This is a genomic window from Metasolibacillus fluoroglycofenilyticus, from assembly GCF_003049645.1.
Classification (GTDB): domain Bacteria; phylum Bacillota; class Bacilli; order Bacillales_A; family Planococcaceae; genus Metasolibacillus; species Metasolibacillus fluoroglycofenilyticus.
Genome location: NZ_PYWK01000006.1, coordinates 58,984 through 81,828 on the forward strand (window position 1 = coordinate 58,984; position 22,845 = coordinate 81,828).

The window sequence follows — 22,845 nt, forward strand, 5'->3', positions numbered from 1 at the left end:
AATGAACGTATGTTAAGATTTTATCTATAGTTTTTCTGTTATGTTGTGAGGAGGCTGGGGATGAATCGAATATTTCGATATACCATATTTTATTTATTAATTTTTCTCGTAATAGTCGGGATTTTTGGCACTGTCAATGGCAGCAACTCTGCTGTTGAGGAGCTAGATTACAAAAAGTTTTTTGCGGAGCTGGAGTCTGGTAATGTTGATTCAGTGATGATACAGCCAGCAAAGGGCGTACTCTCAGTTGTTGGGGAATATAAAAAAGCTAACGATGATGAGGCAAGCAAAAAATTCACGCTGAATATTTTACAAAATGATGAGCAGGCAAAGGAGCGCATTTTTAATCTTGAAGAGGACTACGGTATCAAGGTTGAGCATGCGCCAGAAACAAGTGGATGGGTAAGCTTCTTTACAGGTATTATTCCATTCATCATCATTATCATTTTATTCTTCTTCTTGTTGAGTCAATCACAAGGTGGCGGTAATAAAGTGATGAACTTCGGTAAATCAAAGGCTAAGCTATATGATCAAGATAAGAAAAAGGTTCGCTTCAACGATGTAGCTGGTGCCGATGAAGAAAAGGCAGAGCTTGTCGAAGTAGTAGACTTTTTAAAGGATCATCGTAAATTTACTGAAATTGGCGCGCGTATTCCGAAGGGGATTTTACTTGTGGGTCCTCCGGGTACGGGTAAAACTTTACTTGCACGTGCAGTTGCTGGTGAGGCTGGTGTCCCATTCTTCTCGATTTCAGGTTCTGATTTCGTAGAAATGTTTGTTGGTGTTGGGGCATCGCGTGTACGTGATTTATTTGAAAATGCGAAGAAAAATGCGCCATGTATCATTTTCATTGACGAGATTGATGCAGTAGGTCGTCAACGTGGTGCGGGTCTTGGCGGTGGTCACGATGAGCGTGAGCAAACGTTGAACCAATTATTGGTAGAAATGGACGGCTTCGGAGCGAATGAAGGAATTATCATTATTGCTGCAACGAACCGACCAGATATTTTAGATAAGGCGTTATTACGTCCAGGTCGTTTTGACCGTCAAATTACAGTAGGGCATCCTGATGTAAAAGGGCGTGAGGCGATTTTAAAAGTGCATGCACGCAATAAGCCACTAGCGGATAGTGTGGATTTAGGAGCGGTAGCACAACGCACGCCAGGTTTCTCAGGTGCAGACCTTGAAAATCTGCTAAACGAAGCAGCACTTGTAGCAGCTCGTAAAAGCAAAAAATCAATTAATATGGCAGATATTGACGAAGCGTCTGACCGCGTTATTGCGGGTCCAGCGAAAGCAAGTCGCGTTTACTCGGCAAAAGAGAAAAAGCTTGTTGCATTCCATGAAGCTGGGCACGTAGTTGTAGGGCTAGAGCTTGATGAAGCAGATACAGTGCATAAGGTAACGATTGTTCCTCGTGGGCAAGCGGGTGGCTATGCTATTATGTTACCAAAGGAAGAACGTTTCTTTACAACACGTCAAGAGCTGCTTGACCGTATCGCTGGTTTACTAGGCGGGCGTGTTGCAGAGGAAATCGTACTTGGCGAAGTGTCAACAGGCGCACATAACGACTTCCAAAAAGTAACGAGCATCGCACGTGCAATGGTAACTGAGTACGGAATGAGCGACAATCTTGGAGCAGTTCAATACGGTTCAAGCCAAGGGGGCAATGTTTTCCTAGGGCGTGATTTCAACTCGGACCAAAATTACTCTGATAAAATTGCTTATGAAATTGACAAAGAAATTCAAAATATTGTTGATGCTCAGTATGAGCGTACAAAACGCATTTTAACAGAAAAGCGTGAGCTATTAGATTTGATTGCTAACACATTAATGGAAAAAGAAACATTAAATGCACAGGAAATCGAGCATTTACGTGACTTTGGTAAATTGCCAGAAGTAGTTGAAGAGATTGTAAATGAAGTGCCTTCTGAAGTAGTAACAGAAGCACAGCCGACAATCGAAAAAGCTGGTTCTGCAACGGTTAATGAAGAGGTTGTAAGTGAGCAAACACCACCAACAACAGAAGATTTACCTGGGGAACATAAGCCTTTAGGTAAGCTATCTAACGAACAACCACACAAGCCTCTAGGCAAAACTGTACAATCAGACGAAGAACACAAGCAATAAAATGGAGGCTGATGGGAAACTTACTTTCCCATCAGCCTTTTATAGTTAGCTAATGTTCACATAAGTTGAGGAAAGCACAGATAATTCAGAGTAAAGTGTAGATAACTTGAGAAAAACGCAAATAATATGAAAATAATGCTGGTCAAAATAGCATAAGTTTTTGCTTTCGTATGGTATTATTTTATGTAAAAGTGAAAATGAGCTGGTAGGTGTCGTATAGATGATTTTAGTAATGGATGCGGGCAATACGAATATTATTTTTGGCATATATAATAATCATCAGCTTCTGCATAATTGGCGTATTGTAACGGAGCGCAGTAAGACGGAAGATGAATATGCGATGCAGTTGAAAGCCTTTTTTTCTCATGAGAGCATTTCATTTGAACAAATTGAAGGAATTATTATATCCTCAGTTGTGCCACCAATTATGTTTGCTTTGCAGCGGATGTGTGAAAAATATTTTCGCATTAAGCCGCTGATTGTTGGACCGGGCGTTAAAACAGGATTAAATATTAAATATGAAAATCCCCGTGAGGTTGGAGCGGACCGCATTGTCAACGCCGTAGCGGCCTTAGTGGAGTATGGCATAGGTCGTCCAATAATTATTGTTGATTTTGGGACTGCTAATACCTATTGCTATTTAAACGAAAAAGGTGACTATATGGGTGGGGCGATTGCGCCGGGAATTGCGATTTCGACAGAGGCGCTGTATACGCGCGCTTCTAAGCTACCGCGCATTGAAATTGCACGACCTTCACAAATCGTTGGCAAAAATACGGTTGCCGCAATGCAGGCAGGAATTGTTTATGGCTTTATTGGTCAAGTGGAGGGCATTGTCAGCCGTATGAAGCAGCAGAGTGTTAAAGAGCCGTTAGTGATTGCAACCGGGGGCTTTGCCGAACTAATTGCAAATGAGACGCAATTGATTGATATTGTAGACCCATTTTTAACATTAAAGGGGCTTTATATTTTATATCAACGAAATTAAAAGGAAAGAGGATTTAACATGAAAGATTATTTAGTAAGAGCGATAGGCTTTAATGGACAGGTGCGTGCCTTTGCGGTTCGTACGACAGAAACAATTGGAGAAGCACAGCGTCGTCATAGCACATGGCCAACAGCTTCGGCGGCACTTGGACGTTCGATGACAGCAGCAGTTATGATGGGAGCTATGCTGAAGGGCGATGACAAGCTAACGGTAAAAATTGAGGGAGATGGACCAATCGGACCAATCATTATCGATTCGGATGCGAATGGTAATGTGCGTGGCTATGTCACAAATGGACAAGTACATTTTGATTTAAACGAGCAAGGAAAATTAGATGTGCGACGCGCTGTTGGTACAGAAGGAGCATTGACGATTGTAAAGGATTTAGGTTTACGTGATATGTTCTCAGGTCAAACGCCAATTGTATCTGGTGAAATCGCAGAGGACTTTACTTACTATTTTGCGACAAGTGAGCAGGTGCCCTCGTCTGTAGGACTTGGAGTACTTGTCAATCCAGATAATACAATTTTAGCTGCGGGCGGCTTTATTTTGCAATTAATGCCGGGTTGTGAGGAAGAAACAATTGATGCGATTGAAGCGCAGTTGGCGTCAATTGAGCCTGTATCAAAAATGATTGAAAAAGGCTATACACCGGAGCAGATTTTAGAGACAGTGCTAGGGGAAAAGGGCGATATTTCAATTTTAAGTGAGGCGCCTGTACAATTTAAGTGTCAATGTTCAAAAGAGCGTTTTGGTGCGGCAATTATCGGTTTAGGTGCGAAAGAAATTCAAGAGATGATTGCTGAAGATGGAAAAGCGGAAGCACAATGTCATTTTTGCTTAGAAACATATAATTTTAGCCAGGATGAATTGGAAGGCTTCATTGATGAAATCAACGCGTAATATTCGCACAACACCAACACCACCAATAAAAACGCCACTTTCACAACGTCGATTAAAAACAAAACCGGCACTAATGATACTAGCGATTTTACTAGCAGGAAATTTGTTTTGGTTTATTATGTGGCTCTTGCCATCGAAAGATAAATCGAATAACGATGAGGTCGTTGCAACGATTGATGGAGATAATATCACACGTCAGCAATGGCTTGCTAAAATGGAAAGTATGTATGGAAAAGAAACACTACAAGGCTTAGTCAATGAAGCTGTTATGGAAAAAGCAGCGAAGCAACATAAAATTAGCGTATCGGATGAGGAAGTTGATTTAGAGCTAGCATTAATGCACTCAACTCAGGATATTACAGACAGAACATTCCAAAGTCTTTCTGATAAGGAGCTGCGTCAAAAAGTCCGAACGCAATTGATTTTAGAAAAGGTATTAGCGAAGGACATTATTATTACAGAAGAAGCAGTTGAAGGCTTTTATCAGGATAATCAATCGCTCTACAATATACCGACATCGTATAGGACGAGCATGATTGTAGCAGATTCTAAAGAAAATATAGATAGTGTGTTGCAGGAGTTACAAAATGGCTCTGAATTTTCTGTGCTAGCAAGAGAGCGCTCAATTGATACCCCATCAGCTAGCTTAGGTGGCGATATAGGCTTTATTACGGAGCAGCAGGCGAATATTGATGCCGCTATATTGAAAGCTGTCGCCAAGCTAGAAAAAGGGACAACGAGTGAGGCGATTGTTTTAAGTGATGGTCGCTATGCTGTTTTGCATGTAAGCGAAGTTAAAGAGGGGCAATCCTTTACATTTGAAGATGTGGCAGCGCATATTAAGCGTGTGTTAGCTGTGGAGCAATTATCGGCTAGCATAACGCCAGAAATCTTCTGGACAGACTATGATGTAAATTGGTTTTATGGGGAAGCGAAATAGCAGCTATAGCGTATTGAAAAAGTGAGGGGAGTGTCTGAAAAGTCGCCCCATCACTTTTTCTTTTTACTCTAAAGAAAGGGAGGTGTTTTCCAAAATAAACTGTAATTATAGCGAATTAATTAACTGAATTCTCTGTATCTGTTACTTTTATATTCTTTAATAAGGGTTTAACGAAAGATGAATATTTTGAATGAGTTGATTCAAAAAATAGAAATGGCGATGCGATGTTGAGCCATTTTAATACAACGATAGAACCAGTTTATATTAATACAGATACAGTATTTATATTAGTAGATAATTGGTGGCGCGGAAAAGACAGCCGAGATTACGGTTCAATTTCAATAAAACAACTGAATGGAAAAGTTTTGGGTTATGAGAATTAAAGGTGGCGTCCCAAAAAGCATGCGTGGTGCTGCTTTTTGGGCGTTTAGGTTATGTTTTATTATTTTTAAATAATTTCAAAGGGTTGGAAACAGTGCTTTAAAAATCGAACTGAAACGTAATTTATTTTCTAAAAACAAACAAATATTTGTCTTTTTTGTGTCAAATCTATTTTAAAAAGCATATTATTGAAGAAAATTAGAATTCCTATTGATTTTATAAGAATTGACGAATATAATAACTTTATTGAAAATTGATTCGCGAATTTCAATGGAAAATAATATACATAGAAATTACTAAATTTTTTTTGTGTAAAACCAAGTAAATTTATATGTTAAATAAAATTAGAAGGAAGGTAAAGTTTAATGAGTTTGAAAAAATTTATTAATGTAGTAGGAATTATTGGTTTAAGCGCATTCCTTGTAGCTTGTGGTGGAAATGATTCGGCTACTGAAACGAATAAGCAAGATGTTTCGGCGGAGCAATCGGAAGGCGGACAAAAAATAGTTGTTGAAGATGCGGTTATTCCAGCAGAAAACCCAGCAGCTTCACCAGAAACGGCAATTAAACGCGGGGATACAGTTGTAGTTGGCTTGCAAGAGCCTGGCGGTGTATTTACGCCATATTTTAATACAAGTGGCTATGATGGAAACGTACAGTCTGTTATGTTTGAGCCTTTAGTAGATATTAATGCAAAAGGTGAAACGGTAGCAGGCTTAGCAGAGGACTGGGTTATTTCAGAAGACGGCTTAGTATACACATTTACTTTGCGTGATGGGTTAAAATTTGATGACGGTACACCTTTAACAGCGGAAGATATCGAATTTACATTAACTTTATTACATGACCCAGCGTATGCAGGTAACACAGATATTACAGAAGCAAGCATCGTTGGCGGGTTAGACTACAAAAATGGTGATGCGACAAGTATTTCGGGTATTACGGTAATTGATGAGCGCACAATTGAGATTACGACAGATAAAGTAAGTGCTCGTACTTTACGTTTACTAGGCGGTGCAGTGCTGAAAAAGGATTACTATGGCAATGGCTATGTGAAAGGTAATTTAGATTATTTAGCCGCATTACATCAAAAGCCAATTGGGGCGGGTCCATACCGATTTGTTGCTTACTTACCGGGGCAAGAAATTCGTTATGAGGCGAACGAGCATTATTATGGTGGTGCACCAAAAGCAAAAGGCTTTATTTATAAAACAACTGTTGGGGATGCACAGCAATTCTTCCAAACAGGTGAGTTAGATTATAGTGCATTAGCGGCAAACCAAGATAATTTTGAGTTTTTACAAGCATTAGGCTTCGCAGATATTAATATTTATACATCTTCAGCTTATGGCTATATGGTATTTAATCATGAAAAAGAGGTGTTTAAAGACCCGAAAGTGCGCCAAGCATTTTCATTGGGACTAGACCGTCAAACAATCATTAGCACATACTATCAAGGTTTTGCACAAGTAGCAAACGTACCTGTATCTCCGACATCATGGGCATATACTGCTGATGTAGGTTCGACTGATTATAATCCAGAAAAAGCGAAAACTTTATTAGAAGAGGCAGGTTGGACTGTCGGGTCAGATGGTATTCGTGAAAAAGATGGTAAAAAGCTTACAGTATATTACTTTACGACAGCAGGTGGCCTAGGCGATACGTTAATTCCAATTGCGAAGGAAAACTATAAAGAAATCGGCATCGATTTACAAGTGGAGCAAATGGACTTTAATGCGTTGTTAGCACGTGTAGATAAAGGTGACCATGATTTAGCTTCTTTCACAACAACAATGTTACCTGACCCGTATAACGGTGTTGAAGGCTTCCATTCGAAAAGCAATAACTCAACATTTAAAGGCTATGGTGATGAAGAGATTGACGCATTAATCGAGGCGACAATTGGAACGAATGATATTGCAGAACGTACAGCTGCATTCCATGAATTATACGAGGCATTAGAGGAAAATCCACCAGTGATTTATATGGCTTATACAAAGGTATTAAGTGGTGCTAATGCACGTATTGAAGGTTTCGAGCCAAATGGCTACCGCGGTATTGCAAGTAGCTTGCGCAATTTACAATTAGCGGAGTAATTAATTAGCATTCGTTGGGGCTGTCCAAAAAGCTGTGCATAGTCGGCATTTTGGACAGTAGCGATGATGTTTCACAAAATGATGATTCATATAAACAGAGAGCGCCTCTTTTAAAGATGTGATAAACATTGGCTTTAGTAGTGTTACCTTTCAGAAAAGTGGAGCGATGTAAACTTTTATTTCAATGGAATGTCAAAACAAAATGGACTTTTAGATAATCCCGACGAATGTGGGAAATTCAATTCAACGAGGGGTAGTTCCATACTTCCTGTTGCAAAGAGGAACCCAGTCTAAGACTATTGCATACTAAGATACCGATTAAGTGATCAATGTCATGTTGTCCAGACTTGCGGCGGATGTTACAGATTTTGAAGGAAGACCTGCACGATGCAGGTCAGTTGACCGTTGTCACACGACGTGGCGGTTTTAGGTTAACTTCCACCACCGAGCCCGAAAAAATCTGGACGCAATTACGCCGGGGCGTAATTGATTTTTGTAAAAGTAATGAAAAATCCGCTTTACTTGTCGGAGAGAAGCGCTGTAATCCTCTTTTTTGGGGTTACTCGTTCCACTTTCTGAATAAGTGGGAGCGGATTTTTCTTTGAAAATTTTAAAAAGCAGAAAGGAATGAGCTAATGAAGGGCTATGTTGTGAAGAGACTTCTTTACATGATTCCAACATTATTTGGGGCATCGATTTTAATTTTCTTTTTATATTCCTTAGTACCGGGAAATTTCATTGATGCAGACCAAAATCTAACGGCTGAACGAAAAGCAGAATTGTATGAATTGCATGGATATAATGAGCCAGTCGTTATTCGTTATTTTATTTGGCTAAAAAATTTATTAAAAGGTGATTTAGGCTATTCGCTACAGTTTCAATTACCTGTTGGTGAAGTAATCGGAAATTACATATGGAGTTCGTTTATCGTAGCGCTGGCATCGTTAATTTTGACGTGGTTAATCGCTATTTTAGTTGGAATCATATCAGCGATTCGACAATATTCAATATGGGATACATTTATAACAATTATTGTCTTTGCTGCAATGGCAACACCATCTTTTTTCCTAGGGTTAGTAATTATTAAAATATTTGCGGTTGATTTAGGGTGGCTGCCTGCTGGGGGCATGATTACTACTGGCAGTAACTTTACGGGCTGGGATTATGTAAAAGATGTGGCAGAGCATATGATTTTGCCCGTTCTCGTCTTAACAATGCTTGGTATAGGCGGCTTAACGCGTTATTTCAGAACCAATATGCTGGAAGTGATTAAGCAGGATTTTATGCGGACTGCTCGGGCTAAAGGATTGAAGGAGCGAGTTGTTATTTTTAAACATGGCTTACGAAACGCATTATTACCTGCGATTACTCTGTTTAGCTTTGAGCTACCGGCTTTATTTGGCGGTGCGATTATTACAGAGCAAATTTTTAACTGGCCGGGCATAGGTGCGATTTATATGCAGGCATTTTCAGTACGTGATTATCCGCTGTTAATGGGCTTCACGATGTTTATCGCGGTGCTAACAGTGCTTAGTAATTTACTGGCGGATATTTTGTACGGAATTGCTGACCCACGAGTACGGGTGAAAAAATAAGCGAGGAGTTGAAATTGTGGAAAGTAGTGCTGCAACGCTAAAGAAAAATAAAAAACTACCGAAGCCTTCTTCATTATTAAGGCAAATCGTAAGGCGTTTTTTGCAAAATAAAATGTCGCTTATTGGATTAGCGTTTTTAATATTTATTATTTTATTGTCTTTTATAGGACCTTTTTTTTCGCCGCATATAAATTTAGGCGTTGACCCAACGAAAATAAATCAAGCACCGAGTGCCGAGCATTGGCTTGGAACGGATAAATTAGGGCGCGATGTATTAACGCGCTTAATGTTAGCTGGACGCATTTCGCTATTAGTCGGATTAGGTGCGATGGTTATGTCCGTTGTCATTGGGGGCGTGTTAGGCATTGTCTCTGGTTTTTATCGCGGTATTGTCGACCAAATTATTATGCGCATTGCTGATGTGTTAATGACATTGCCTGGATTGCCATTACTATTTATTATGGCGGCGATTTTATCAGAATGGAAAGTGCCTACGGAGTACCGCATTTATATCGTCATGCTTATGTTAAGTATTGTCGGTTGGCCGGGCTTGGCACGACTTGTGCGCAGTCAAATTTTGAGCCTAAGTGAGCGTCAATTTATGCAGGCAACAGAGGCGCTCGGCTTGCGTGATAGCCGTAAGTTATTCAAGCATTTATTGCCGAATATAGTGCCCCTCTTAATTGTCTCGGGTACATTAAGCGTTGGTGGCGCAATTTTAAGTGAATCAACATTGAGCTTCTTTGGATTAGGTGTTGTGCCACCAGATGCCTCGTGGGGGAATATGATTACTTCCGCCAATTCACTTATTGATTTTCAAAAAAGACCTTGGCTATGGATTCCACCAGGTTTAGCTATATTTTTAACAGTTATTAGCATTAACTTATTAGGTGATGGGCTGCGTGACGCAATTGATCCAAATATGAAAAGGAGGTAGGGACTGTTATGGAAAATGCGGTGTTAGACGTTAAAAATCTTTTAACTCAATATTATACTGGCGATGGCGTTATTAATGCTGTTCATGATGTTAGCTTTTCGATTCCAAAAGGGCAGACGGTATGCTTAGTAGGGGAGTCGGGCTGTGGAAAAAGCGCAGTCGCTATGTCCATTATGGGATTGATTGATGCGGGTTCAGGTGGCATTAAGGACGGCGAAATTTTATTTGAAGGCAAAGATTTGTTAAAGATGAAAAAACATGAGCTACGTCAGCTCCGTGGTAATGATATTTCAATGATTTTCCAAGAGCCAATGACCTCTTTAAACCCCGTCTTAACAATTGGCGGTCAAATAATCGAACCGTTAATGGAGCATGAGCTCATTTCGAAAAAAGAAGCGAAAAAAAGAGCATTAGAGCTAATTGAGCTTGTTGGCATCGGGCGTGCAGAGGAAATTTTTAATAGCTATCCTCATGAATTGAGTGGTGGTATGCTACAGCGTATTATGATTGCCATTGCTTTAGCATGCTCGCCTAATTTGCTTATTGCAGATGAGCCGACAACCGCTTTAGATGTAACGATTCAAGCGCAAATTTTAGATTTGCTTCGTTCATTAAAAGAGCAAAGAGATATGTCGATGCTATTGATTACCCATGATTTAGGGGTAGTGGCAGAGGTGGCAGACTATGTCATCGTTATGTATGCGGGGAGGGTGATTGAGGAAGGGCCTGTTGTGGAGCTTTTCCAAAACCCTAAGCATCCATATACGAAAGGCCTGCTAAAGTCAAAGCCGGTTATTAATCAAAGGCAAGAGGAACTATATACAATTGCAGGGCAAGTGCCGAATTTAGCTACTTTAACACCTTCTTGTTATTTTAGTGAGCGCTGTGAGCAGTGTATGGCGATTTGTAACGAGCAAATGCCGGAAATCAAGGACTTGGATAATGGGCAAAGGGTAGCTTGCTGGCTATATGAAGAGGTGACAACGATATGACGAACGAAGCGCCATTAATAGAAGTGAAACATTTGAAAAAATATTTCGGTGAAAAGGGCGGATTATTTCAGCGTAACGCAAGTGTAGTAAAGGCTGTGGATGGTGTTAGCTTTCAAATTCACCGCGGTGAAACATTTGGTCTTGTAGGAGAGTCAGGGAGCGGCAAAAGTACGATTGGGAAGAGCATTTTGCGCCTTCAATCTATTACGGAGGGGGAGGTGCTGTTCGATGGCAAGGATTTGCATAAGCTTTCCAATGCAGAAATGCGCCATTTACGACCTAAAATACAATGTATCTTCCAAGACCCGTATAGCTCTCTAAATCCACGCATTCGTGTTGGTGATGCTATTGGGGAGGCATTGCTAGACCACGGGTTGTGCGAAAAGCATGAAGTGGCTGAGAAAGTGAAGGAAGTACTTGAAATATGCGGACTCTCTGAATACCATATGGAGCGTTATCCACATGAATTTAGCGGTGGTCAGCGTCAGCGAATCGGCATTGCACGTGCGATTATTTTGCAACCAGATTTTATTGTGGCGGATGAGCCTGTATCAGCATTAGACGTTTCCATTCAAGCTCAGATTATTAATTTATTTAGCAAATTACAGCGTGAAAGAAATATTACTTTTCTTTTTATTTCGCATGATTTGAGTGTTGTGGAGCATTTATGTTCACGCATTGGCGTGTTATATTTAGGAACGATGATGGAATTAGGTAGCCGCGACCAGCTATACAGCAATCCGTTACATCCATATACAAAAGCACTTTTATCGGCTGTACCAATCCCAGACCCGACATTAAAACGTGAGCGCATTATTTTAAAGGGAGATATTCCGAATCCTGCGAATCCACCAAGTGGCTGTAAATTTCATACGCGTTGTCCATTTGCGACAGAGCGCTGTCAAGTAGAAGTGCCTGAATTTAGGGAAGTTGAGCGTGGTCGCTTCGTTGCCTGCCACCTTGTGTAAAAAAATTTTGTATTAGGCTTATGAATGCGTTGACAACTTCTATACTTAATTGGTAATATGTGAGTTAGGTAAAGTCTATAAACTTAGTAGGAATTATAGAGGGGATGAATGAGATGAGTAAATTAGCAAATTCAATTGCAGATTTAGTAGGTCGTACACCGATTGTTAAGTTAAATAACGCAACTGGTGAAAACGAAGGCACAGTATATGTTAAGTTAGAATACTTCAATCCAGGCAGCTCTGTAAAGGATCGTCTTGCTTTAGCGATGATTGAAGCAGCGGAAAAAGACGGAACATTGCAAGCGGGCGGTACGATTATTGAGCCGACAAGTGGGAACACAGGTATCGGTTTAGCGATGATTGCAGCAGCAAAGGGCTATAAAGCAATTTTAGTTATGCCTGAAACGATGAGCTTAGAGCGCCGTAACTTACTTCGCGCGTATGGTGCAGAATTAGTACTTACACCGGGTCCAGAAGGAATGAAAGGTGCAATTGCTAAGGCGGAGAGCTTATCGAAGGAGCATGGTTATTTTTTACCGCAGCAATTCGAAAACGAAGCAAATGCTGAAATTCATCGTTTAACGACGGGTCCAGAAATCGTAGAGGCATTTGAGGGCTTAAAGTTAGATGCATTTGTAGCGGGCATCGGTACAGGTGGAACAATTACTGGTGCAGGGGAAGTGCTAAAAGAGAAGTATCCAGAAATTGAAATTATTGCAGTAGAACCACAGGATTCACCAGTGCTTTCTGGCGGTAATCCAGGTCCACATAAAATCCAAGGTATCGGTGCAGGTTTCGTCCCTAAGGTATTAAATACAGAAGTGTACAGCTCTGTATTTACTGTTGAAAACGAAACGGCATTTGAAGTAGCTCGCAAAGTAGCTCGTGAAGAAGGTATTTTATGCGGTATTTCTTCGGGCGCAGCGATTCACGCAGCAATCGAAACAGCTAAGCGTCTAGGTGCAGGAGCAAATGTATTAGCTGTTGTTCCATCAAATGGCGAACGTTATTTATCGACACCGTTATATCAATTTGAAGATTAATTTTATTGAGTGGGGTGTGGGAGGCAACTGTCTCTCACACCCCTTTTTTGGGAAACGGGTGTTTCAATGACTTTATATCAGTTTTTTGTGACAAAATCAAAATAGCTGCATCAAGTTTTTAGCGCAAAAGAAACTGTCTACAGAGGAATTCCTCTATAGACAGTTTCTATAATTTTCGGGTTTAATAATAGTATACGTAAAGGGGTGTTACCATATGGATAAATTACAATGTGTTACTTTATTTATGACAAAGGATGCGTTTTTTTATAGCTATAAAGAGCAAACAATATTAGAGAAAAGTCATGTGTTTTTAGAGAGCGGTCGTGGTGGGCGTTACTCGATTGCTGCATGGAATCCATTTGCAACGTTATATGCAAAAGAGGACGGTTTACAAATTGAGGAGCGAAACGGTGCACGCTTTTTGCAGGGAGACCCATTAGTATTATTAGAGCAATACCTGCATGAGTACGAAATAAAAAAAGAGGACGAGCTACCTGATTTTCAGGGCGGGGCAGTTGGCTTCGTATCGTATGATTATGCTCGTCAAATCGAGCGCTTGCCAACGATTGCACTAGATGATTTGCAAGTGCCAGATATTTATTTTTATGTTTTTGAGCATTGGGCAGTGTTCGATGAAGAGACGAATCGTGTGACATTAATGAAGCGTCCTGAAAGTGAGATGGACTTGCAAGAGTGGGCACTTAAATGGCAGGAGGCCGCGGAGCAGGGCTTAGGCAAGCGTTTATTCCATGCTGAGAAGGCGGCTGAGGTAACGAACGATGAAAGTGAGCTCTCTGTATCATTTTTAGGTGAGGAGTTTGAGCAAGCTGTGCGCAAAACACAGGAGTATATTGCACAGGGCGATGTATTTCAAGTGAATTTATCTGTGCGTCAGGCAAAGCCATTGCATGCAGCACCGATTGTTATGTATGAGGCGGTACGCTCATTTAACCCATCTCCGTATATGGCCTTTATTGCAGCACCAGAGTTTGCGGTTGTAAGCGGTTCACCAGAATTGTTAGTGAAGCGCAAGGGTACAGCGTTATCAACACGCCCTATTGCTGGAACGCGTCCACGTGGTCAGTCAGAGGAAGAGGACATTCGTCTAGCACACGAATTAATTGATAATGAAAAAGAGCGTGCAGAACATGTGATGCTCGTTGATTTAGAGCGCAATGATTTAGGGAAAGTTAGCCGCTATGGCACTGTAGAAGTGGACGAATTCATGGTGATTGAACGCTATTCACATGTGATGCATATCGTGTCCAATGTGCGCGGCGAAATAGCGGATAACAAGACCAGTGCTGATGTGATTCGCGCGATGTTCCCAGGAGGCACGATTACAGGGGCACCGAAGATTCGCACAATGGAGATTATTGAAGAGCTTGAGCCAGTGCGCCGCGGCTTATATACAGGCTCAATTGGTTGGCTCGGCTTTAACGGAGATATGGAGCTAAATATCGTCATTCGCACAGCTTATATTAAGAATGAAACGGCGTATATTCAAGCGGGTGCGGGCATCGTTATTGATTCCGTACCAGAAAATGAATATATCGAATCGCTTACGAAAGCGAAGGCGATGTGGCAAGCTAAAGGAATGGCTGAAGGGGTGTTAAAATGATTTTAATGGTTGATAACTATGATTCATTTATTTATAACTTAGTGCAATATTTAGGTGAACTGGGAGAAGAGCTCATGGTTGTGCGTAATGATGTGATTACGCTTGCGGAAATTGAAGAACTTGCACCAAAAGTAATTGTTATTTCTCCGGGCCCTTGCACGCCAAATGAGGCGGGGGAGAGTTTGAATATTATTCGCCATTTCGCTGGAAAGATTCCGATTTTAGGTGTTTGTTTGGGGCATCAAGCGATTGCGCAGGCTTTTGGAGGCAATGTTATTCGTGCAGAGCGCCTAATGCATGGCAAAACATCACCTGTTTATCATAGCGGTGTAGGTTTGCATCGTAAAAATGCCAATCCTTTTGCGGCGACACGTTACCATTCACTAATCGTAGAAAAGCATTCATTGCCAGATTGTCTTGAGGTAACATCGTGGACAGAGGAAGGCGAAATCATGGGCTTGCGTCATAAGGAGCTTGCGGTGGAAGGTGTGCAATATCACCCAGAATCAATTATGACAGAGGATGGTAAGCAGCTACTCAAACAATTTTTAGAACTGTACTGCAAGGAGTGAGGTCGTATGATTTGCTGGATGAATGGTCAATATATAGGGGCAAATGAGCTGATGATATCGCCATTTGACCACGGTTTTTTATATGGCTTAGGCTTTTTTGAAACAATGCGTACATATCAAGATGTGCCCGTATTTTTGCAGGATCATTTCCATCGTTTGACTGAATCTTTGAATATGTACCGTATTTATATGCCGTACACACTAAACGATATAGCGGAAGTGATGCATCGTTTAAATGAGTTAAATGGCGGGGGTGATGGTTATTTTCGCATAAATGTATCTGCTGGCGTACATGATTTAGGTCTTGCTACTGCTGACTATCCACAACCAACTGTAATTATTTTTCGAAAGCCCCTTGTGCTGCCTGAGCGTGGGACAGAGAAGCAAGCTGTCTTATTAAAAACGGTGCGCAATAAGCCGGAAACCGAAGTGCGCTCGAAAAGTCATCATTTTGGCAACAATGTATTAGCGCGTATGGAACTGCCAAACTTATCTAGCTATGAAGGTGTTTTTTTAACAGAGGAAGGTTATGTTGCGGAAGGGATTACCTCAAATATTTTTTGGGCTAAGCATGGTGTGCTTTATACACCAGCTTTAGCTACGGGCATATTGCCGGGCATTACACGTAAAATCATCATGACGCTTGCAAAGGCGCAAGGGTATGAAGTGCGTGAAGGCCTATATGACCGCTATGATATACAAGAGGCACATGAATGCTTTGTAACAAACTCGATACAGGAGCTTGTTCCAATTTCATCGCTTGAGCATAAATCCTTTGCGGGGGCGGAAGGGGCTATTTATCAGCGCCTACACCAATCGTATATAGCGGAAATTCGGGATATTATTAAAGGGAGATAAACAATGCTAGAACATTATAAAACGCCGCTTGTATTAAACGGCATTCCACTAGATTTTCAAAAGGAAACAGTTATTATGGGTATTTTAAATGTGACGCCTGACTCGTTTTCTGACGGAGGTAAATATGATTCAATTGATGCGGCTATTACACAAGCGAAGCGCATGGTAGCAGAAGGTGCAAAAATTATAGATATCGGTGGAGAATCTACAAGGCCGGGGCATATACCTGTTTCTGAGCAAGAGGAGCTTGAGCGCATTCTCCCAATTATTCGCGCACTAGCGAGTGAGGTGCCGGCAATTATTTCTGTCGATACTTATAAGGCGAATGTGGCGCGTGCGGCAATTGAAGCGGGTGCGCATATTATTAACGATATTTGGGGTGCGAAAAAAGAGCCTAAAATCGCACAAGTTGCTGCTGAATTAGGTGTACCTATTATTTTAATGCACAATCGGCAAGATGAGGATTACGTCGATTATTGGGCGGATTTTAAAAAAGATATGCAGGAAAGCATTGGTATTGCAAGACAGGCAGGGGTGCCGGATGCCCATATTATGCTAGACCCAGGCATCGGCTTTGTGAAAAATTTACAGCAAAGTATTGAGACGATGCAGCGCTTAGACGAGCTAGTAGCGTTTGGTTACCCGGTGCTTTTAGCGACATCTCGCAAGCGGATGATTGGCACAATACTTAATCTACCTGTTGATGAGCGTGTTGAGGGAACTGCTGCAACCTGTGCATTTGGCGTGCAAAAGGGCTGCCATTTAATGCGTGTACATGATGTGAAGGAAGTAGCTCGCACAGTGAAAGTGATGGACGCATTAGTAGGCAAGTTCGAAGTGAAGGGGGAGTTGTAATGGATTATATACATTTACGTGATATGCAATTTTTCGGCTATCACGGTGTTTTAAAGGAAGAAAATGTGCTTGGTCAACGTTTTCGTGCCTCGGTTTCCCTTGCTGTCGATATACAACAGGCTGGGCAAACGGATGATTTGGAAAATACAGTGAGCTATGTTGGTGTTTACGATATTTGCCAGGAAATACTTGAGGGTAAGCCGTTTCAACTGATAGAAGCGGTGGCAGAAACCGTAGCAACAACTATTTTGCAACGTTATAAGGGGCAAATTTTCGGGTGTCGTGTGGAAATCATTAAGCCAGACCCCCCAATTCCGGGTCATTATAAAGAAGTAGCTGTTGAAATTGTGCGAGGTAAATTTTATGAATGATGTATTTTTATCAATCGGCACAAATATCGGTGAGCGAGAAGCAAATTTACAACAGGCTGTGCAATTATTGCAGGCACAAGTTGAAGTAGTAAAAGTTTCATCGATTTACGAAACGGCACCTGTCGGCTATACAGACCAGCCGTCCTTCTTAAATATTGCTGTACATGTCAGAACAACGCGCAGTGCTACGGAGATGCTTGCCCTATGCCAAGCGATAGAGAACGAGCTTGGTCGAGTGCGTGATATTCGCTGGGGACCTCGCATTATAGACCTCGATATTTTACTTTTTAATCAGGAAATAATTGCGACTGAACACTTGCTTGTGCCGCATCCACGTATGTATGAACGTGCATTTGTTGTCGTGCCTTTAGTCGAAATTAGCAAAAGTTTTGAAAGTGAGCAAATGGCGCTAGCCCGTGATACACTAGACAAGTTAGATTTACAACAAGAAGGTATTATATTGTGGAAAGAATTTGAATAAAATGGGGCGTCCTCAAAGCTAGCAACTGCACAGATTTGAGGATGCAACGAGCTTGATGGTGCTTTTCCTAAGTGGAAAATTGAGATTTTCCCTCTGATGCGCTACCAAAACAAAATTGCCTTTCTGACAACTTCTAGCGATTTAGTGAAGGGGGCTTGCCCGTAGATACCTTTGCACCTGAAAGAAAGAGCTTAAAGTATAAAAAGGGAGGATACTCAAAGTGAATATTGCACAGCAAAAGCCATTTCAAATTGCAGACATCGTTATGGAAAATCGCGTCGTATTAGCCCCGATGGCTGGAATTTGCAACTCGGCTTTCCGTTTGACGGTAAAGGAGTTTGGTGCAGGTTTAGTTTACGCCGAAATGATTAGCGATAAAGGTATTGTTCAACGCAATGCCAAAACATTGGGCATGCTTTATATTGATGAGCGTGAAAATCCATTATCATTACAAATTTTTGGCGGGGACAAAGAAACGTTAGTAGAAGCGGCAAAATATGTAGAAGAAAATACAACAGCAGATATTATCGACATTAATATGGGCTGTCCTGTTAATAAAATTATTAAATGTGAAGCGGGCGCACGTTTATTATTAGACCCGAACAAAGTATATGAAATGGTCGCAGCTGTTGTCGATGCAGTAAAAAAGCCTGTCTCGGTAAAAATGCGCATTGGCTGGGATGAACAGCATATATTGGCGGTTGAAAATGCACAGGCGATAGAACGTGCAGGTGCATCCGCAGTAGCTGTCCACGGTCGCACGCGTGTGCAAATGTATGAGGGCAAGGCAAACTGGGACATTATTCGTGACGTCAAGCAAAGCGTCAACATCCCTGTACTTGGCAATGGTGATGTCGAAACACCACAAGATGCCAAGCGCATGCTTGAAACAACTGGTGTAGACGCCGTAATGATTGGACGAGCGGCATTAGGCAACCCATGGATGATTTACCGTACGGTACAGTATTTAGAAACAGGCGAACTAAAGGATGAGCCATCGATTCGTGAAAAAATGGATGTATGTTTACTACACTTCGAACGTTTAATGCAACTAAAAGGTGAAAGAGTCGCCGTGCGTGAAATGCGCAGCCATGCTTCATGGTACTTAAAGGGTATTCGTGGCAACGGTAAAATCCGTAACGCCGTTAACCAAGTGGAAACGAAGGAAGAGCTATATATGCTACTAAACGGCGTCGCAGCCGACTATGAAACACAAGAAAAATCGGCTTCCCTATAAATCTAATGGGAAGGCCGATTTTCGTCTTTCATACTAAAGAGGGTAGAAGCCCAATTCGCCGATAGGACAAGGAAAATGCCAATTAATAAGAGTGAACCTCCGACTAGAACAGCAAAAATCACCAAAAGTCCCCCCTGATAGCCAAACTAATGGGACTTTCTCAAAATGTTCATCTACAAAAATTGCAAAAAAGATGAATCCCCTCTCGAAATTGTGTACAATAATAAAATATGGACAAAGCAGACCAATCAACTATAGGAGTGAATAACGTGTCAAATATAGAAGAATTAAACGATCAGCTTTTGGTGAGACGCCAAAAGATGACTGATATTCGCGAGGGTGGGCTTGACCCATTCGGTGGCCGCTTTGAGCGCACGCATTTATCAAATGAAGTAGTAGCAGAATTCGATGCTTTCGATAAAGAGCAGTTAGAGCAGGAGCCAAAAAGCGTAACGATTGCAGGGCGTATTATGACGAAGCGCGGCAAAGGAAAAGCGGGCTTCGCACATCTGCAAGACTTAGGTGGTCAGATTCAAATTTATGTGCGTAAAGATGCTATTGGTGATGAGGCATATGAATTATTTAATAAAGCCGACCTTGGGGACATCGTTGGTGTGACAGGAAATGTATTCCGTACACAAGTAGGCGAACTTTCTGTTAAAGCGACAGAATTTATATTTTTAACGAAGGCGTTACGACCAATGCCAGAAAAGTTCCATGGCTTACAGGACGTAGAGCAACGCTACCGCCAACGTTATTTAGATTTAATGACGAATGCAGAAAGCAAGGAAACATTTATTGCACGCTCTAAAATCATTCGCGCCATTCGCAACTACTTAGATAACAATGGCTATCTAGAGGTGGAAACACCAATGCTACATACAATTGCTGGTGGAGCTGCGGCACGTCCGTTTATTACGCACCATAATGCACTTGATATGGAGCTTTATATGCGTATCGCAATTGAGCTACACTTGAAGCGATTAATCGTTGGTGGCTTAGAGAAAGTATATGAAATTGGACGTGTCTTTCGTAACGAAGGGATTTCAACGCGCCATAATCCAGAGTTCACGATGATAGAATTGTACGAAGCGTATGCAGATTACAATGACATTATGAACTTAACGGAAAACTTAATTGCGCATGTGGCACAAGAGGTACTTGGCACGACAACAGTGCAATACGGTGAGGATACAATCGACTTAGCTGTAGGCTGGAAACGCATGCATATGGTAGATGCAGTCAAAGAGGCGACAGGCGTGGACTTCTGGCAGCCAATGACAGTTGAAGAAGCACGTGCATTTGCAGCGGAGCATGGCGTGGAAGTGCAAAATACACATGAAGTAGGCCATATTATTAATGAGTTTTTCGAGCAAAAAGTGGAGGAAACATTAGTACAGCCGACATTCATTACAGGTCACCCTGTGGAAATTTCACCATTAGCGAAGAAAAACCCAGAGGACGAGCGTTTCACAGACCGCTTCGAACTATTTATCGTGCGTCGTGAGCATGCTAATGCCTTCACGGAGCTAAACGACCCTATCGACCAACGCGAACGCTTTGAAGCACAAATGGCTGAAAAAGCAGCGGGTAATGATGAAGCTCATGAAATGGATAATGATTTCATCGAAGCATTAGAATATGGCATGCCGCCAACAGGTGGTCTAGGTATCGGTATCGACCGCCTCGTAATGCTATTAACAAACGCACCATCAATTCGGGATATATTATTATTCCCAACGATGCGTCATACAGGGAAATAAAACAATAACGGCTATCTGGAAGTAGCGTGCTTGCCTACTTCTTTAGATAGCTTTTTTTTATGTAGACATATTTATTGAAATATTTAGCTGAATACACAGTAGAAAAGAACTGTTATTTGCTAAAATTATACTAAATTTGAAGTTTTAATAATGGGGGAGGGGAAGGAATGAAGTGGCTATCAATTATGACAGTAATATGTACGTTACTAATAATAATCGGTTGTGCAGAATTTTCGGAAGAAGAACAAGTGCTAGATAATCTAGCTGTTACAGAAGGAAGTGTCATTGATGTGGCTGCCACAAGCGATGAGACCCTAGCAAACGGCTGTTTAATGGGAGAAGTTTATATAGTATCCGAGGATACTTGTACATTGCCTTTGAATTGCAATAATGATGCTTCTTGCGTGGCACGTGGGGATGAGCTTGTCAAAATGCTTGAAGAAGAGTACGGCTCGTTAATAGCAGAAGAATCGGTATCAACAGATTTAGAAGGCATTTACGAACTTTATGTATATGAAATTGATAACGAAGAGGAAATGATTCTGACGGATGATGACGTGACAGATGAGGATATGAATTATCATGCGGAGTTATGGTTTGATTTTGCGTGGCTAATACCCGAGACAGAGCGCCAGGGAATTAATCAATTTATTGTGTTTGAAAGTGGCGATACATTGGCCTATGTGCAGCAACATGATGATAGTGGTCAATATTGGACGCTTGGTATGAATGAGGAAAATATTGAGTTGGCATCCGAAACGATGATTACCTATTTACACGAATATGCGCACTATTTATCATTGAAAGATGGCGAACAAAATATGGGGGTAGAACTAGATGCTTGCGAGAATGTTTTAATTGAGGGCGAGGGTTGCTTTTATGAAGATGCGTATTTGGTCTCTTTTTATAAGCAATTTTGGAACCCCTCAAGTGAAGATATAGATGATTATGTATCGGATTATGCAACAAGCTCTGTTTCAGAGGACTTTGCAGAATCCTTTGCACATTTTGTGTTAACAACAAGACCAGTTGAGTTAGCTACTATAGTAGATGAAAAAGTTGAGTTCTTTTATGACTGGCCTTATTTTGTAGAGTTACGTGCGCATATTTTAACTCGAGTAGCAACGTGGTTAGTGCGTGCTGTAGAATGATTCTAGTTTTTTGCATTTTATGTGTTTAAATAAAGAGAAATAGAGTATAATTTTCTAGTCTTTTATTTTTTGTGCCAAAGTTAAATTGTAGGACACTGAAAATTTCTACCTTTAATCTGCTCGAGAAAGATGTAGACAAGAGTTAGCGGAGACGTAGTATAAGAAGAAAGTTTTAGTGGGGGTCTATAATGAATTATAGAATTATGAATAAACAAGTATTTGAGCAGGCGCAGCTTCGTTCTGTAGCGGATGTGGTATTCACAGAAGAAGAGCTAGAGAATGGCATGAAGCTAGCCACTTCTAAGAAAGATCCAACACTGACTTTATCTTTAGTGGATATAGATGGGCATAAGAAGTTTGATGTTCGTTGGGATGATTCGTCGGAGATTTTCAATGGCTGGTATTCTGCGTGGGATAATTTTTTATGGTGTTTAAATATTGTTGAAGGTCAAGGCGAGTAATATTTGCAAGTGATAAAATAGGAATCTAAGTATAATAGAGGCTAAGATTCCTGTTTTGATTTGTTACGTGAATACTAGCGTTTAAAATGACTAATATTATTAAGCGGTGCTTTTTCGGTTAAAGCATAGATAAAATTATAAAAAACACTTGCACGAAATATTTTTTATGTGTTATAGTATTAAACGTCGCCGAAAGAGGCGATGGAACATTCAATGAAAAACACAACAAATAAAAATTGTTATAAAGTGTTGACATATGAAAGTGTCGGTGGTAAGATATAAAAGTTGTTGTCGAAAATGCGGCGCAATTTCATGAACCTTGAAAACTGAACAAGCAAAACGTTAATGAATAAAGTTTCATTGAATAGATGAAATACAATTTTGGACATCGAATGAAGATGCCAGCAAATGTTTTAATGTATCGAAAGCGAAGCGACAGATACAAATTTGAGCTTACTCAAATTCTTTTTATGGAGAGTTTGATCCTGGCTCAGGACGAACG

The 22,845-nt window shown here is 41.0% G+C and carries 20 protein-coding genes; all 20 read left to right on the forward strand.

Features of this window, described 5'->3' with window-relative positions; all coding sequences use genetic code 11:
- Nucleotides 1–60: 60 nt before the first annotated feature.
- The 20 genes from ftsH to C9J36_RS15835 all read left to right on the forward strand — a co-directional run bounded on the left by ftsH (nt 61) and on the right by C9J36_RS15835 (nt 22,343).
- Nucleotides 61–2,130 carry an ATP-dependent zinc metalloprotease FtsH gene (ftsH, locus tag C9J36_RS15740; protein ID WP_107943709.1) on the forward strand — a complete coding sequence of 690 codons (2,070 nt, stop codon included), beginning with the start codon at nt 61–63 and terminating at the stop codon, nt 2,128–2,130.
- Nucleotides 2,131–2,350: 220 nt separating this feature from the next.
- Nucleotides 2,351–3,118, forward strand: a complete 768-nt coding sequence (locus C9J36_RS15745; RefSeq protein ID WP_107943710.1) for a type III pantothenate kinase — start codon at nt 2,351–2,353, stop codon at nt 3,116–3,118.
- Nucleotides 3,119–3,136: 18 nt separating this feature from the next.
- Complete coding sequence (hslO, locus tag C9J36_RS15750; protein WP_107943711.1) at nt 3,137–4,021, forward strand: Hsp33 family molecular chaperone HslO; 885 nt, start codon at nt 3,137–3,139, stop codon at nt 4,019–4,021.
- Nucleotides 4,005–4,961 carry a peptidyl-prolyl cis-trans isomerase gene (locus C9J36_RS15755; protein ID WP_066165520.1) on the forward strand — a complete coding sequence of 319 codons (957 nt, stop codon included), beginning with the start codon at nt 4,005–4,007 and terminating at the stop codon, nt 4,959–4,961. Before hslO ends, C9J36_RS15755 begins: the two co-directional genes overlap by 17 nt.
- 746 nt (nt 4,962–5,707) lie before the next feature.
- Nucleotides 5,708–7,438 (forward strand): ABC transporter substrate-binding protein, encoded by a 1,731-nt coding sequence (locus C9J36_RS15760; protein ID WP_107943712.1) that lies wholly within the window; start codon nt 5,708–5,710, stop codon nt 7,436–7,438.
- A gap of 635 nt (nt 7,439–8,073) precedes the next feature.
- The gene (locus C9J36_RS15765) at nt 8,074–9,033 is read left to right on the forward strand and encodes an ABC transporter permease (RefSeq protein ID WP_066165514.1); all 960 of its coding nucleotides are present in this window, start codon (nt 8,074–8,076) and stop codon (nt 9,031–9,033) included.
- A 16-nt stretch (nt 9,034–9,049) separates the two neighbouring features.
- Entirely contained in the window at nt 9,050–9,970 is a 921-nt protein-coding gene (gene opp4C, locus C9J36_RS15770; protein ID WP_066165511.1) for an oligopeptide ABC transporter permease, read from the forward strand.
- 8 nt (nt 9,971–9,978) lie between these two features.
- On the forward strand, nt 9,979–10,962 hold the full coding sequence (locus C9J36_RS15775; RefSeq protein ID WP_107943713.1) for an ABC transporter ATP-binding protein: 984 nt from the start codon (nt 9,979–9,981) through the stop codon (nt 10,960–10,962).
- A complete protein-coding gene (locus C9J36_RS15780; protein WP_107943714.1) occupies nt 10,959–11,930 on the forward strand; it encodes an ABC transporter ATP-binding protein in 972 nt (323 codons plus the stop codon). The genes C9J36_RS15775 and C9J36_RS15780 overlap by 4 nt, the downstream gene beginning before the upstream one ends.
- A gap of 113 nt (nt 11,931–12,043) precedes the next feature.
- Nucleotides 12,044–12,973, forward strand: a complete 930-nt coding sequence (gene cysK, locus C9J36_RS15785; protein ID WP_066165503.1) for a cysteine synthase A — start codon at nt 12,044–12,046, stop codon at nt 12,971–12,973.
- A 214-nt stretch (nt 12,974–13,187) separates the two neighbouring features.
- Nucleotides 13,188–14,594 (forward strand): anthranilate synthase component I family protein, encoded by a 1,407-nt coding sequence (locus C9J36_RS15790; RefSeq protein ID WP_107943715.1) that lies wholly within the window; start codon nt 13,188–13,190, stop codon nt 14,592–14,594.
- The gene (gene pabA / locus C9J36_RS15795) at nt 14,591–15,166 is read left to right on the forward strand and encodes an aminodeoxychorismate/anthranilate synthase component II (RefSeq protein WP_066165498.1); all 576 of its coding nucleotides are present in this window, start codon (nt 14,591–14,593) and stop codon (nt 15,164–15,166) included. The genes C9J36_RS15790 and pabA overlap by 4 nt, the downstream gene beginning before the upstream one ends.
- 6 nt (nt 15,167–15,172) lie before the next feature.
- Complete coding sequence (gene pabC, locus C9J36_RS15800; protein ID WP_107943716.1) at nt 15,173–16,024, forward strand: aminodeoxychorismate lyase; 852 nt, start codon at nt 15,173–15,175, stop codon at nt 16,022–16,024.
- Between the two features lie 3 nt (nt 16,025–16,027).
- Entirely contained in the window at nt 16,028–16,879 is an 852-nt protein-coding gene (folP, locus tag C9J36_RS15805; RefSeq protein WP_066165492.1) for a dihydropteroate synthase, read from the forward strand.
- Nucleotides 16,879–17,250, forward strand: coding sequence for a dihydroneopterin aldolase (gene folB, locus C9J36_RS15810; RefSeq protein ID WP_066165489.1), 372 nt, complete (start codon nt 16,879–16,881; stop codon nt 17,248–17,250). The genes folP and folB overlap by 1 nt, the downstream gene beginning before the upstream one ends.
- Nucleotides 17,243–17,731, forward strand: a complete 489-nt coding sequence (gene folK, locus C9J36_RS15815; RefSeq protein WP_107943717.1) for a 2-amino-4-hydroxy-6-hydroxymethyldihydropteridine diphosphokinase — start codon at nt 17,243–17,245, stop codon at nt 17,729–17,731. The genes folB and folK overlap by 8 nt, the downstream gene beginning before the upstream one ends.
- A 226-nt stretch (nt 17,732–17,957) precedes the next feature.
- Nucleotides 17,958–18,968, forward strand: coding sequence for a tRNA dihydrouridine synthase DusB (gene dusB, locus C9J36_RS15820; RefSeq protein WP_430010644.1), 1,011 nt, complete (start codon nt 17,958–17,960; stop codon nt 18,966–18,968).
- A gap of 260 nt (nt 18,969–19,228) precedes the next feature.
- Nucleotides 19,229–20,731 (forward strand): lysine--tRNA ligase, encoded by a 1,503-nt coding sequence (gene lysS, locus C9J36_RS15825; protein ID WP_201261974.1) that lies wholly within the window; start codon nt 19,229–19,231, stop codon nt 20,729–20,731.
- Nucleotides 20,732–20,898: 167 nt separating this feature from the next.
- On the forward strand, nt 20,899–21,882 hold the full coding sequence (locus C9J36_RS15830) for a putative zinc-binding metallopeptidase (protein ID WP_107943720.1): 984 nt from the start codon (nt 20,899–20,901) through the stop codon (nt 21,880–21,882).
- A 188-nt stretch (nt 21,883–22,070) separates the two neighbouring features.
- Nucleotides 22,071–22,343: a hypothetical protein gene (locus C9J36_RS15835; protein WP_066165474.1), complete on the forward strand. Its 273-nt coding sequence runs from the start codon at nt 22,071–22,073 to the stop codon at nt 22,341–22,343.
- Nucleotides 22,344–22,845 lie beyond the last annotated feature (502 nt).

Bases quoted from the DNA above. Each gene is read 5' to 3' on its own strand.
- ftsH (WP_107943709.1), top strand. From the start codon at position 61: ATGAATCGAATATTTCGATATACCATATTTTATTTATTAATTTTTCTC.
- C9J36_RS15745 (WP_107943710.1), top strand. From the start codon at position 2,351: ATGATTTTAGTAATGGATGCGGGCAATACGAATATTATTTTTGGCATA.
- hslO (WP_107943711.1), top strand. From the start codon at position 3,137: ATGAAAGATTATTTAGTAAGAGCGATAGGCTTTAATGGACAGGTGCGT.
- C9J36_RS15755 (WP_066165520.1), top strand. From the start codon at position 4,005: ATGAAATCAACGCGTAATATTCGCACAACACCAACACCACCAATAAAA.
- C9J36_RS15760 (WP_107943712.1), top strand. From the start codon at position 5,708: ATGAGTTTGAAAAAATTTATTAATGTAGTAGGAATTATTGGTTTAAGC.
- C9J36_RS15765 (WP_066165514.1), top strand. From the start codon at position 8,074: ATGAAGGGCTATGTTGTGAAGAGACTTCTTTACATGATTCCAACATTA.
- C9J36_RS15775 (WP_107943713.1), top strand. From the start codon at position 9,979: ATGGAAAATGCGGTGTTAGACGTTAAAAATCTTTTAACTCAATATTAT.
- C9J36_RS15780 (WP_107943714.1), top strand. From the start codon at position 10,959: ATGACGAACGAAGCGCCATTAATAGAAGTGAAACATTTGAAAAAATAT.
- cysK (WP_066165503.1), top strand. From the start codon at position 12,044: ATGAGTAAATTAGCAAATTCAATTGCAGATTTAGTAGGTCGTACACCG.
- C9J36_RS15790 (WP_107943715.1), top strand. From the start codon at position 13,188: ATGGATAAATTACAATGTGTTACTTTATTTATGACAAAGGATGCGTTT.
- pabA (WP_066165498.1), top strand. From the start codon at position 14,591: ATGATTTTAATGGTTGATAACTATGATTCATTTATTTATAACTTAGTG.
- pabC (WP_107943716.1), top strand. From the start codon at position 15,173: ATGATTTGCTGGATGAATGGTCAATATATAGGGGCAAATGAGCTGATG.
- folP (WP_066165492.1), top strand. From the start codon at position 16,028: ATGCTAGAACATTATAAAACGCCGCTTGTATTAAACGGCATTCCACTA.
- folB (WP_066165489.1), top strand. From the start codon at position 16,879: ATGGATTATATACATTTACGTGATATGCAATTTTTCGGCTATCACGGT.
- folK (WP_107943717.1), top strand. From the start codon at position 17,243: ATGAATGATGTATTTTTATCAATCGGCACAAATATCGGTGAGCGAGAA.
- C9J36_RS15830 (WP_107943720.1), top strand. From the start codon at position 20,899: ATGAAGTGGCTATCAATTATGACAGTAATATGTACGTTACTAATAATA.
- C9J36_RS15835 (WP_066165474.1), top strand. From the start codon at position 22,071: ATGAATTATAGAATTATGAATAAACAAGTATTTGAGCAGGCGCAGCTT.